The 12181-nt window shown below is 60.5% G+C and carries 11 protein-coding genes; 3 read left to right on the forward strand and 8 right to left on the reverse strand.

Translation table 11 applies throughout. The features are described 5' to 3' along the window. Positions 1-17: 17 nt before the first annotated feature. The 5 genes from dnaJ to exaC form a co-directional block, all read right to left on the reverse strand. Positions 18-1214: a molecular chaperone DnaJ gene (gene dnaJ, locus VLL26_RS07720; RefSeq protein ID WP_342318527.1), complete on the reverse strand. Its 1197-nt coding sequence runs from the start codon at positions 1212-1214 to the stop codon at positions 18-20. A 151-nt stretch (positions 1215-1365) separates the two neighbouring features. Then, positions 1366-2076: a nucleotide exchange factor GrpE gene (grpE, locus tag VLL26_RS07725; protein WP_342318528.1), complete on the reverse strand. Its 711-nt coding sequence runs from the start codon at positions 2074-2076 to the stop codon at positions 1366-1368. A gap of 39 nt (positions 2077-2115) precedes the next feature. Further along, on the reverse strand, positions 2116-3957 hold the full coding sequence (gene dnaK / locus VLL26_RS07730; RefSeq protein ID WP_342318529.1) for a molecular chaperone DnaK: 1842 nt from the start codon (positions 3955-3957) through the stop codon (positions 2116-2118). Positions 3958-4206: 249 nt separating this feature from the next. Continuing rightward, entirely contained in the window at positions 4207-5004 is a 798-nt protein-coding gene (locus VLL26_RS07735) for a hypothetical protein (protein WP_342318530.1), read from the reverse strand. Between the two features lie 136 nt (positions 5005-5140). Next, the gene (gene exaC / locus VLL26_RS07740) at positions 5141-6661 is read right to left on the reverse strand and encodes an acetaldehyde dehydrogenase ExaC (protein WP_342318531.1); all 1521 of its coding nucleotides are present in this window, start codon (positions 6659-6661) and stop codon (positions 5141-5143) included. 126 nt (positions 6662-6787) lie between these two features. On the opposite strand from exaC, the gene VLL26_RS07745 reads away from it, so the two are divergent. Then, positions 6788-8227 carry an AI-2E family transporter gene (locus VLL26_RS07745; protein WP_342318532.1) on the forward strand — a complete coding sequence of 480 codons (1440 nt, stop codon included), beginning with the start codon at positions 6788-6790 and terminating at the stop codon, positions 8225-8227. 101 nt (positions 8228-8328) lie between these two features. Beyond that, a complete protein-coding gene (locus VLL26_RS07750) occupies positions 8329-8853 on the forward strand; it encodes a type 1 glutamine amidotransferase domain-containing protein (RefSeq protein ID WP_342318533.1) in 525 nt (174 codons plus the stop codon). Between the two features lie 12 nt (positions 8854-8865). On the opposite strand, the gene VLL26_RS07755 is transcribed toward VLL26_RS07750, so the two are convergent. Continuing rightward, a complete protein-coding gene (locus VLL26_RS07755) occupies positions 8866-9423 on the reverse strand; it encodes a nucleosidase (protein ID WP_342318534.1) in 558 nt (185 codons plus the stop codon). A gap of 32 nt (positions 9424-9455) precedes the next feature. On the opposite strand from VLL26_RS07755, the gene VLL26_RS07760 reads away from it, so the two are divergent. Next, positions 9456-10520, forward strand: a complete 1065-nt coding sequence (locus VLL26_RS07760; RefSeq protein WP_342318535.1) for a lipoate--protein ligase family protein — start codon at positions 9456-9458, stop codon at positions 10518-10520. Here the strand turns inward: VLL26_RS07760 and VLL26_RS07765 are convergent. After that, positions 10489-11436 (reverse strand): sulfite exporter TauE/SafE family protein, encoded by a 948-nt coding sequence (locus tag VLL26_RS07765; protein ID WP_342318536.1) that lies wholly within the window; start codon positions 11434-11436, stop codon positions 10489-10491. The genes VLL26_RS07760 and VLL26_RS07765 overlap by 32 nt on opposite strands. Positions 11437-11460: 24 nt before the next feature. Next, positions 11461-12177: a sirohydrochlorin chelatase gene (locus VLL26_RS07770; protein WP_342318537.1), complete on the reverse strand. Its 717-nt coding sequence runs from the start codon at positions 12175-12177 to the stop codon at positions 11461-11463. Positions 12178-12181 lie beyond the last annotated feature (4 nt).

Consider the following 12181-nt stretch of genomic DNA (forward strand, 5'->3'; position numbering starts at 1 on the left):
TCTTTTCCACCTCCCCGCTAGTTAAGTCCGGCCCACCCGGCGCGCGGGTCGAAACCGGAGTCCTTTTCCGCTTGGGCATAGGCGCGCAACGCGCTGGTGGCGGTGGCGTCGAGGCTGGAAGGCACCGCCACTTCGACCGTTACTAGGAGATCGCCGTTGTCACCGGAGCGCTTCGGCACTCCACGGCCTTTCACGCGCAAGGTGCGACCGTTTGGTGTACCTGCCGGGATTTTGACCTTGACTGGGTTGTCCAAGGTGGGCACTGCGACGGTGCCGCCCAGTGCGAGTTCACCGAAGGAGACCGGGACGGTGACTTCGAGGTCGTCGCCGGAACGGGTAAACACCGGGTCGGGGCGCACGTGGACTGTGACAAACAGGTCACCGGCCGGCTTGCCGTTGGGCCCCGCTTCGCCTTGCCCGGCAAGACGAACTTTCTGCCCGTCGACGACACCTGCGGGCACGCGCACCGTAATTGAGCGGGTGCGACGCACAGTTCCAGTGCCGGTGCAGGTCGGGCAGGGGTCTTCGATCATGTTGCCGGTGCCGCCGCACTTCGGGCAGGGTCGGGCCATGCCGAAGCTGCCGCTGTTTTCCCGAATGAAGCCGCTTCCGGAGCATTGGTCGCACGTCGAGACGTGGCCCGAACGTGAACCGGATCCGTGGCAGGTGGTGCAGGGGGCGTCGCCCGTCAACTCCAACGGGATAGTGGTTCCTTTGGCCGCCTCCCGGAAATCGAGAGTTATTTCCGTTTCGACGTCGGCCCCCCGCGACGGCCGAGCGTTCCGGCCAGGACCGCCGCCGCGGTTAAAGAAGCTACCGAAGATATCACCAAGGCCGCCGTCTGCAGTTTGTCCACCAGCGCCTCCTCCGAAGATGTCGCTGAATCCGAAGTCCGCTCCCGTCGTGGACGTCGAACGAAACCCGCCCGGAAAGCCCGGACCTCCTGTCCCTCCGAAGCCTCTAAAGCCGCCGGAGTTGATCATAGATTTCATCTCGTCGTATTCTTTGCGCTTCTGTTCATCACCGATGACGTCATAAGCCTCAGCGACGCGCTTGAATTTCTCCTCCGCCGTTTTGTTTCCGGGGTTGGAGTCCGGGTGATTCTCCCGCGCCAGTTTCCGGTATGCCTTTTTGATGTCTGCACTCGACGCGGTCGAGGAAACACCCAAATCACCGTAGTAATCCTTGTTCGCCCATTCCTGCTGCATGGCCATCAGTCTCACCCCTCCTTTCCTGAGAGTGTGGGGTCGTTGCCAGTCTAAGTTTTAGTTTTATTGCTATCTAAGTAAAAAGCCGAGGTGGGTTGGGGTAGCGACTATCAAGTGCCCCAACCGACCCCGGCACATGCCTCGTTTAAGAAAACACCTAGGCGTTGGTCGGCTCTTGGGAGCCGGGGTGCGCTTCGTTGCCTGCAACGCGATCAGAGATGATCACCATCGCATTGCGGACCAGGCGATCGCCGACGCGGTAGCCCTTGCGCAAGACGGTGCCAATGACCTTCTCATCTCCCGTAGATAGGTCCTGGACCGCCTCGTGGATCTCCGGGTCGAATACTTCACCTTCGGCGCCGAATTGCTCAACCTGCTGGCCAGTCAGCAGCGCGCGGAACTTGTCAGCGAAGGCTTTCAACGGGCCCTGCTCAAGATCGCCGTGTTGTTCGGCGAGGTCGAGGTCGTCGAGAAGCGGCAGCATCTCAGTGAGAACCTTGGCCTTGGACTGTGCCATGATTTGCGTACGTTCACGCTCAGTGCGGCGCCGGTAGTTGGCGTACTCCGCACTTACTCGTTGCAAATCCTCTGTACGTTCCGCAAGCTGCATCTCGGTGTCCGAGACGGTTCCATCGCCGTCGAAGTCGGGGTTGACCTGCTCAGCCAATTCGGCTTCAAGGTTGTCCAGTTCTTCGTCGAGGTTGTCCGCCAGCGGATCATTCTCACCGCCAAGCGCCTCGGATTCTTCCGCCTCGGATTCAGCCGCCTCGTCGGCCAAGCTTTCCGCCTGGTCCGGGGAAATGTATTCCGGATCGGTGTTTTCCGGCGCGCCGGGGTCCTCCGGCATCTGGGAATCGCCATGTGCCATGGGCAGGCCTCCTTTCGTAGAAGGGATTGCTAGTCGGGCTTACTTTTCGGAGTTGTCGCTCTTGTCGTCTTCGTCGACAACCTCGGCGTCGACGACGTTGTCATCAGCCGCGGAGTCAGCCTCGGTCGCGCCTGTGTTTGCCTCCGCCTCGTAGAGAGCCTTACCCAACTCTTGGGACTCGGTCGTGAGCTTTTCGACGGCACCTTTAATCGCATCCAGGTCCTCGCCCTTGAGTGCCTCGTCGACAGCATCTGCCGCTTCGGTGACGCGGGCCTTCAGGTCCTCGGCGAGCTTGTCGGAGTTTTCCTCCATAAACTTGCGCGTCTGGTAAGCCATCGACTCTGCGTTGTTGCGGGTTTCTTGCTCCTCGCGGCGCTTGCGGTCCTCGTCAGCGTGCTGCTCCGCATCCTGGATCATCCGGTCGATCTCCTCCTGGGACAAGCCGGAGCCCTCCTGGATCTTGATCGTGTTCTCCTTGCCTGTCGCCTTGTCCTTGGCGGAGACGGAGACGATGCCGTTAGCGTCGATATCGAAAGTGACCTCGATCTGCGGAACGCCGCGCGGCGCCGGGGCGATGCCGGCCAGCTCGAAGGAGCCGAGCAACTTGTTGGCGGAGGCCATCTCACGCTCGCCCTGGAACACCTGGATCTGAACCGACGGCTGGTTGTCCTCAGCCGTGGTAAACGTCTCGGAGCGCTTCGTCGGGATGGTGGTGTTGCGCTCGATAAGCTTCGTCATCACGCCGCCCTTGGTTTCAATACCGAGGGACAGCGGGGTGACGTCGAGAAGCAGCACGTCCTTGACGTCACCGCGCAAAACACCAGCTTGCAGGGCAGCGCCGAGAGCGACCACCTCGTCCGGGTTGACGCCCTTGTTCGGCTCTTTGCCGCCGGTGAGCTCCTTGACCAGGTCGGAGACAGCAGGCATACGGGTGGAGCCACCGACCAGAACAACCTGGTCAATGTCGCCGACGGACATACCTGCGTCCTTGATGACCTGGTTGAACGGGCTCTTGGTGCGATCCAGCAGGTCGGAGGTGATCTTCTGGAACTCGGTGCGGGTCAGAGTTTCGTCGAGAAACAGCGGGTTCTTCTCGGCGTCGACCGTGATGTACGGCAAGTTGATCGAAGCCTGCTGGGCGGAAGACAGCTCAATCTTCGCCTTCTCGGCGGCCTCACGCAAACGCTGCAAGGCCATCTTGTCTTTCGTCAGGTCAATGCCGTTTTGGGCCTTGAACTTGTCAGCCAACCAATCAACGATGCGCTGGTCCCAGTCGTCGCCGCCAAGCTCGTTGTCACCGGCAGTGGCGAGAACCTCGACAACACCGTCGCCGATTTCCAGCAGGGAGACATCGAAGGTGCCGCCACCGAGGTCAAAGACCAAGATGGTTTGCTCTTTGTCTGCCTTTTCAAGGCCGTAAGCCAAAGCGGCCGCGGTCGGCTCGTTGACGATACGCAAAACGTTCAGGCCCGCGATCTGGCCAGCTTCCTTGGTGGCCTGGCGCTGCGCGTCCTCGAAGTAAGCCGGAACAGTAATGACTGCGTCGGTGACCTCGTCGCCTAGGTAAGCCTCGGCGTCACGCTTGAGCTTTTGCAGGGTACGAGCGGAAATCTCCTGCGGGGTGTACTTTTTGCCGTCGATATCAACAGTCCAGTCATCGCCCATGTGGCGCTTGACGGAACGGATCGTGCGATCGACGTTGGTGACAGCCTGGTTCTTGGCGGACTGACCGACCAGGACCTCACCGTTTTTTGCGAAGGCAACCACCGACGGGGTGGTGCGGGAGCCTTCAGCGTTGGCGATGACGACGGGCTCGCCGCCCTCGAGAACAGAAACGACCGAGTTCGTCGTACCAAGGTCGATACCAACTGCACGTGCCATGTGTTTTCCTCCTGTAGAAAATGTTTCGTTTGTAGGTTGATGGCGGTTAGCTCAACTTCCGGCAACCACTATACATATAGTCTCCGAAGCCTTGAGCCTTTCGCACTCAATTCATCTAACGGCATACCGCCCAAACTTGTTCCCGATTCACTCAACTTTTTCACAACTGCCCCGGGACAGCCCTAATGCAGGCGCAAAAAACCCTCCCAACAGTCACTGCTGGGAGGGGATGCGCCTTAGCGGCGGGGGTTAACGCGCGAACTGCGCCATAAACTGGTCGATCGCCGGACGCATGGCGAACCCAATGCCAACCAAGGACAGGAGACCGACGATCAAGCCCGCTATCCCCAGGCCTGTCGCCTGACTGGAGGTCATGGCGCTGCCGGGCATAATCGAACTCGAAGTGCTCTTTCCTTCCTCACAGTCCTTAAAGGACTTTGCATACAACGCAATCGGCACCGCGAACTCAGGTGCGTATTTCTGCGCCCCGTTCAAAATCGCGTCCCTCACATCGGCGATTTCACCGCCGAAGAAAAGCCCGCCGATGACTCCCCCGGCGATATCCCCAAGCGGCACCCCGTAGGTCACACCACCGTTCTTACGCGCCTCCTCGCGGGTCATCGTGAGGGTTTGCCGCGTGATAACCTCCTTCTTCGAGGCGTTGATAAATCCCACCATCTGCCAGTACTTGTCCTTTTCGCCGCCCAAGGCAAGCCGGAGCTGCGCCCCGTTAACCGGCGGAGTGGCCGGAATCGGCGGATCACTCGCACGTTTGACATCTTCCCGGATGCCGTAGTCGTACACAATGGCCGCGTCAGCCTTAGACTTTTCACTCTCGAAGGAGTCGCGGACCTCCTGCGCCAAGCGCAGGAACAGACCCGAGTAGGCGTTGTTGACGTTAATCTTGTCGGAATCCGTGTACGTGATGGTGCAGACATCGGAGTCTTTATCTACAGAGACGCTGTACGCCTGAGCCTGGGGCGCACCTACACCCGAGGCAAGAAGGGATACAGCAAGGACGGGGGCCAGAAGGCGGGCACGAGCCATGGCTAACCTTTCGAATCAGAAACAATTACGACAACTTTAACCCATATCACAGGTTCTTGTCCTCGGATTCTACGCCTAAAAAACGACCCACACCATACGCGGGGTCGCCTTTTAGGCCGCTGCGGTGGGCGTGCACCTAAAACAAGCCCGCCTCCTGCTCGGAGTAGGACACGAGCATATTCTTCGTCTCCTGATAGTGGTTGAGCATCATCAGGTGGTTCTCCCGGCCAATACCGGATTCTTTGTAACCGCCGAAAGCTGCGTGCGCGGGGTAGGTGTGGTACTGGTTGACCCACACACGACCGGCCTTGATCGCCCGCGCTGCGCGGTAGGCAGTATTGCCGTTGCGCGCCCACACTCCCGCACCCAAACCGTAGATAGTGTCGTTGGCAATCTTAACCGCCTGGTCAAACTCTTTAAAGGTGGTCACCGACAAGACGGGGCCGAAAATCTCCTCCTGGAAGATGCGCATGTCGTTGCTGCCCTTAAATACAGTTGGCTCAATGTAGAAGCCGCCGCCGAGGCCGTCAATTTTGCCCACACTGCCGCCGGTCAAAGTTTCCGCACCTTCCTGCGGGGCGAGCTCAAGGTAGCTGGTAATTTTATCCATCTGTTCCTGGGACGCCTGCGCGCCCATCATCACGTCTGTGTCAAGCGGGTTGCCCATCTTGATCTTCTTCACCCGCTCAACGCCGAGAGCGATGAACTCATCTGCAATGGATTCGTGGACCAGCGCGCGGGACGGGCAGGTACACACCTCGCCCTGATTCAGCGCGAACATAGCGAAGCCCTCGACTGCCTTGGCCCGGAAAGAGTCGTCGCGATCCATGATGTCGGGGAAATACAGAGCCGGCGATTTGCCGCCCAATTCGAGGGTGACCGGGATGACCTTGTCGGCGGCCGCCTTGTTGATAATTTTGCCTACCTGCGTCGAACCGGTGAACGCGATTTTAGCCACACGGCGAGAGCTCGTGAGTGCCGCGCCAGCCTCATCGCCGTAGCCGTTGACGATGTTTATCACACCGTCTGGGATGAGATCGCCGATTAGCTCCATCACGTACAGGATCGACGCCGGAGTTTGCTCCGCCGGTTTGAGCACGACACAGTTTCCCGCCGCTAACGCCGGAGCAAGCTTCCACGCCGCCATGAGCAGCGGAAAGTTCCACGGAATGATCTGGCCTACGACACCGAGGGGTTCGTTGAAGTGATAGGCCACTGTGTCCTCGTCAATCTGCGAAAGGCGACCTTCCTGGGCCCGGATCACACCCGCGAAGTAGCGGAAGTGGTCGATCGCCAGGGGGATATCCGCCGCGAGAGTCTCGCGCACAGCCTTGCCGTTCTCCCAGGTTTCGGCGATGGCGATTTCTTCCAGATGTTCCTCCAAGCGGTCAGCGATGCGGTGCAACATCAACGCACGCTCAGCGGGTGAGGTAGCGCCGAACGCGGGGGCGGCGGCATGCGCGGCATCGAGCGCCTTTTCAATATCAGCCTCTTTACCCCGCGCCACTTGGCAGAAAACCTCGCCAGTGACCGGGGTGAGATTGTCGAAGTATTCGCCGTCGACTGGCGGCACCCATTGGCCGCCAATGTAGTTGTCGTAGCGCTTCTTGTACTCGACTTTCGAGCCGGCAGAGCCGGGGTTGGGGTAAATAGTCACGGTCATATCCTTTCGTGCGCAAAAGTAGATATAGCTCACATTATCGGTGCGACGTAATATGCGCCACAATGCCGTGTTGTAGCCGCCGCTTTTACCAGTTCAGACCGTGTGGCAGAATCACATTGCGTGACTAGCTCGAAAGACAAAGACCGCGCCACCTCCAACGAGGACCGCCGCAACAAAGACTTCATTGGCGCGCTGGATACCGCCGCCAACCCCGTCGAGACGTTTCCCACCCCAGCCGATGCCGCCCAGGAAATGTCGTCGGCTCAGATCGACCGCGGCGAAATCATCGCTGCTGACGGTCGCACCGCCGCAGCGTGGGCACTGCGCTTCATCATCATCGTCGCCGCCACAGCCCTGCTGCTCTACCTGCTGAAGTTCGTGTGGGTAGGCATCCTGCCAACACTGCTCGCCTTGATCGTCTCTACTGTTTTGTGGCCCCCTGTGCGTTGGCTGCGCAGCAAACTCCACGCTCCGCCGGCCCTGGCCACCGGAGGAGTGCTCATTGCCTTCTTCGGCATCCTTGCTGGGCTGATCAGTGCCATGGCCCCACTGGTCCAAGCGCAGGGCGGCGAGCTCATCAACCAGGGACGCGAAGGCATTACCAAGGTCGTCGAGTGGGCGGAGCAACGCTTCGACATCGGGGTTATCGACAGTGACCGCGTACAGGAAGCCTTCGACCAGGCCGCCGAGTTCATCCGAGGTCAATCCTCAAGCATCGCGTCCGGCGTGATGTCCGGGCTTGGCATCGTCGCCTCTGTCGGCACAACCCTTGTGCTCACCCTCATTTTGACCTTCTTCTTCCTCAAAGATGGCGACCGCTTCTTGCCATGGTTGCGCAAATACGCCGGAGTTAAAACCGGCTGGCACCTCACCGAGGTTCTCATGCGCTCCTGGAACACCCTGTCAGGTTTCATCCGCACGCAAGCAATCGTCTCCGCCGTCGACGGCATCTTCATCGGCATCGGCTTGATCATTCTGGGCATTCCCCTCTGGCCGGTCCTGGTCATGCTGACCTTCTTCGGCGGGTTCATCCCCATCATCGGCGCCTTCACCGCTGGCGTACTCGCCATCGCGGTAGCGCTGGTGTCGAAAGGAGTAGTCACCGCCCTGCTGGTCCTTGGCCTCGTCATTATCGTCCAACAGGTTGAGGGCAACGTCTTACAGCCAATCCTGCAATCTAAAGCAATGGGCCTCCACGCGGCGATCGTGTTGCTGTCCGTCACCGTCGGTGGCACCCTCTTTGGCATCATCGGTGCTTTCCTGGCAGTTCCAGTCGCCGCCGTCATCGCGGTGTTTTTCGGCTACTGGGCCGAGATGACCGCCCTGCGCGCCGGAGAAATCACTGCCGACGACATCAAAATCGCCACTCAACAAAGCCAAACAGTGGACTCCCGCACAGCTTTCAGCGCACTGCGCGACCACTTACGCGACATGAGTATCCGCCGCGGTTTGACCTCCGCCACCAAAACCAAACTGGGCTCGACTCGCGTCCCCCAAAAAGACGAAGCCTCTTCTAAAAACGGCGAGGAAGACACCGCTGCGATCAACCACGACAAGTAGTCATTGCGGGCTTTGTGCGAACTACTTCCTTCTTCCCTACCCTGGGGTGGCATACGCAACACTTCGTCAAAACACTGTGGTGATGCAAGGAAGTGACCATCATGGCTGATCTGAACAACAAGATAATTGCAATCATTGCCACCAACGGTTTCGAGGATTCCGAGTTGACCTCGCCGAAGGAGGCGGTGGAAGCAGCCGGCGCCACCGCCCGGGTGATTTCAACCGCCTCCGGTGAGATTGAGGGAAAGAAGGGCACGAGGGTGGCGGTTGATCTGACCACGGCTGATGCCAATGCTGCTGATTTCGACGCGGTGATTTTGCCGGGTGGCACCATTAACGCAGACACGATCCGCACGGACGCCAACGCCGTGAAACTGGTGGCGGAGCTTCGCGGCGCTGATAAACCAGTCGGCGTGATTTGCCACGGCGGCTGGATTCTGACCGACGCCGACGTGATCCAAGGTGTCACACTGACGTCTTTTCCCTCGCTTAAGACGGATCTGTCCAACGCTGGCGCCACGTGGGTAGATGAGGAGGTTGTCGTCGATGGTGGTTTCGTCTCCTCGCGCACCCCGGATGACCTGCCGGCGTTTAACAAAGCGATCGTTGAGCTGTTTTCTCACTAATTCAACCAGCCCTTAGAGCAGTCTCAGCGCCTCGTGCAGGTCGACGGCAGCGGCGGCGAGGGACTCCGGCCAGGAGATGTTGGAGGTTTCATCGGCGTTGTCGGAGACTTGCTTAAGAAGCGTCAGCGGAACACCGAATTCGCTGCACACCGCCGCCAAGCAGTAGCCTTCCATGTCCACCAGGTCGCTTTCGCTGGCGATCTTTTCACGCAATGGGGTGGTGTTGACGAAGGTGTCGCCGGTGGCCAGTGACGCCTTGGGCAGGTCGGTGACGGGTTCGAAGTGAAAGACCCGGGGGTAGACAAAGTCGGTGAGGCCATCGACGCGCAAAACGTGGTGGTCGTGTTTCAGCGCGGCGACGATCTCGTAGACTCCCGGTTCCATGTCAGCTACGGCGCCTGCGGTGCCGACGTTCACGACGCGCTGCGGCAGCGGCCCTTTGGCGAGGCGCTTCGTCAGCGCGATCGTTGCGGGCACGGTACCAATGCCGGTGACCAGCACTTCGTGGTCGGTGCGCGCGGTGATCTCCGCGGCCTCCTCTTTCATGGCGGCGACGATAAGCAGGCTCATGACAGCCAGATTACAAGCGTATAGTCGCGGCCATGTCGCAGCATCACTTCGAATTGAAAGTCCCAGGCGGAAAATTGGTGGTCGCCGATATCACTGATGACGGAAAGCACATTACTGAGGCCGTCATTTCGGGCGATTTCTTCCTCGAACCCGACCATGCCTACGAGGCGATGACGGGTGCGCTCGTCGGCGCAGAGGTTTCTGCGGACACGGACGCACTGCACAAGCGCATCGAGGATGCGCTTGCCCCAATCGACGGCGTAGATTTACACGGTTTCAGTCCCCGTGACGTCGCCGTGACCGCGCGCCGCGCGCTTGTCGACGCCACCGATCTGACCGATTACACCTTCGATGTGCTCACCCCAACCCCGGTACTTCCCACCCCAGTCAATGTCGCGCTCGACGAGTTGCTGCTGGATCAGGTACGGACAGGAAAGCGCAACCCCACGTTGCGGTTTTGGGAGTGGGAGGACCGGGCAGTCGTGTTCGGTTCCTATCAGTCCTATCGCAACGAGCTGGATCAAAAAGGCGTCGAAAAGCATGGCATTGTTCCTGTTCGCCGGATCTCGGGCGGCGGGGCAATGTTCATGGAAGGAGGCAACTGCATCACCTACTCCCTGTACCTGCCCGACGACGCCGTCAAGGGCCTAAGCTACGTCGACAGCTACGAATACCTCGACGCTTGGGTGCTGGCCGGGTTGCAGAAGTTGGGTGTCAACGCCTGGTACGTGCCCATCAACGACATCACCTCCGACGCCGGCAAGATCGGCGGCGCGGCGCAAAAGCGGGTACCCGGCGCGGTGCTGCACCACACCACCATGAGCTACGACATTGACGCCGACAAAATGATGGAAGTGCTGCGCGTGGGCAAGGTGAAGGTCGCCGACAAGGGCTTGCGCAGTGCGAAGAAAAGAGTGGATCCTTTGCGCCGCCAAACAGGTGTGGCACGCGAAGACGTCATCAGCACATTGTTGGAGACGTTTATGTCTCGCTACGACTCGCGTCCCGCCGAGCTTTTAGCCGCAGACATCGCTGCGGCCGAAGATCTGGTGGCCACGAAGTTCGCTACCGATGAGTGGACGAGGCGGATCCCGTAACCGCGGGGTGGCGCATTTCGCCGGTGCTGTGCCCCTCCTTGACAGACGCCGCCTTGGAGTTTGCCCGCGCACGTTTGACTCCGCGGGCGGCGAGCAGCAGGCCGACAACGAGCACTCCACCGCGAACCCACATCAGGTGCTCATTCACCCCAAGCGCGGAAAGCACCACCGGCAGGTTAAGTACCACAATCAAGGTTCCCACCACCCCACCAAGCAGGATGGGGTTAAGTCGGGTGACCAGCCACGCACCAATCGGCGCTGCGATGACGCCGCCGATAAGCAACGCCACCACTGCGGCGGTGTTAGCCACGAGGTCCTGCCACATCCCGATGACGAAGCCGAGAGTGGCTGCGAACGTGACCAAAAACTCAGCGGTGTTGACGGTGCCCACGATACGGCGCGGTTCCGAGCGACCTGCCGCGAGCAGCGACGAGGTGGTCACCGGGCCCCAACCACCACCGCCGGTGGCGTCAACGAACCCGCCGAAGATGCCAAGTACCCCCAAAAAACCCGCCGAATGGGGCTTCGCCGCGAGCGTGCGGCGCGTCAGCCCCCGGGAAAACCGCAACATCAAGTTGATGCCAATGAGCGCCAGTATCGCCGACATGACCGGCGTGGCCGCCTCCGTGGAAATCGACGATAACAACGTCGCCCCGGCGAAGGCGCCGATCGCGCCGGGGATGCCGATGCAGGCCACGGTTTTCCAATCCACGTTGCCGAAGCGCCAGTGCGATACGCCGGAGGCCAGCGTGGTGCCCAGCTCCGCGGCGTGAACCACCGCCGATGCTTGTGCCGGGCCCAGGCCCGCCAGCATGATCAACAAAGTTGTGGAGGTGACGCCGAAGCCCATGCCGAGTCCGCCGTCGACAAGCTGGGCGGCCAAACCGGCCGCGGCGATCAGGATGAGGGTAGTCAAGCGGTGCATTGAAAAACCCGGCTTTCATCTCTCGGTGGGTGGAAATGTCACCGCCGTTGCCCGGTGGCGGGCAGCGACGATACGGCTCAGCGCCACGCCCAACGGCGGCGAGGCGGTGATGCTTGCCCCTGTGCGAGCAGCTATCGCGTCCAAGGCCGACATGGCCTTATCCAGCAGCAGCCCTTCGGTGACAAAAAGGGGCACAAGGTGCACAGCGTTGTGGCGCTTCGCCACAGCTTCAATGCCCTCGTTGCCCCGCAGCCCGTTTTTCCCAGTGGCGGGTACCACGGTGGTGCCTTGCCCAGTCAGCCGGGAAAGCTGCTGTCCAAGCTGCGTCGTTTCCGCGGCGGCTTGGGCGTGGGAGGTGCCCACCGGATACAAAATTGTGTGGGCGCCCTCCGCGACACGGCCGGCCAAAAGCTCAGCGATGTCTGCGCCTTGACCCAGCCCCTGCGCCAGGTGAAGCTCAACGCCGCGCGCAGCTGCGGCTGCGAGGGCTGCGGGCACATCGTGGGTGGCGTGGAATGCCCTGGTGAACAACAGAGGTACCACCACGGCGCGTTCCACCCCCGCCGCATGGGCGGCGTCTACCGCGCTCAGGAGGTCGGGTGAGTTGAATTCCAAGTGGGAATCCCACCCAGGCACACCAAGGTCCGCGGCGGCGTGGGCTGTTAACTCCTTGATGCCACGCTGCGCGCCGGGGTGGCGGGAGCCGTGAGACAAAGTGATCAGCGCGGTCATCGTC

It is taken from the genome of Corynebacterium sp. BD556 (genome assembly GCF_038452275.1).
GTDB classification, from domain to species: domain Bacteria; phylum Actinomycetota; class Actinomycetes; order Mycobacteriales; family Mycobacteriaceae; genus Corynebacterium; species Corynebacterium mayonis.

Bases quoted from the DNA above. Each gene is read 5' to 3' on its own strand.
- dnaJ (WP_342318527.1), bottom strand. From the start codon at position 1,214: ATGGCCATGCAGCAGGAATGGGCGAACAAGGATTACTACGGTGATTTG.
- grpE (WP_342318528.1), bottom strand. From the start codon at position 2,076: ATGGCACATGGCGATTCCCAGATGCCGGAGGACCCCGGCGCGCCGGAA.
- dnaK (WP_342318529.1), bottom strand. From the start codon at position 3,957: ATGGCACGTGCAGTTGGTATCGACCTTGGTACGACGAACTCGGTCGTT.
- VLL26_RS07735 (WP_342318530.1), bottom strand. From the start codon at position 5,004: ATGGCTCGTGCCCGCCTTCTGGCCCCCGTCCTTGCTGTATCCCTTCTT.
- VLL26_RS07750 (WP_342318533.1), top strand. From the start codon at position 8,329: ATGGCTGATCTGAACAACAAGATAATTGCAATCATTGCCACCAACGGT.
- VLL26_RS07755 (WP_342318534.1), bottom strand. From the start codon at position 9,423: ATGAGCCTGCTTATCGTCGCCGCCATGAAAGAGGAGGCCGCGGAGATC.
- VLL26_RS07760 (WP_342318535.1), top strand. From the start codon at position 9,456: ATGTCGCAGCATCACTTCGAATTGAAAGTCCCAGGCGGAAAATTGGTG.
- VLL26_RS07770 (WP_342318537.1), bottom strand. From the start codon at position 12,177: ATGACCGCGCTGATCACTTTGTCTCACGGCTCCCGCCACCCCGGCGCG.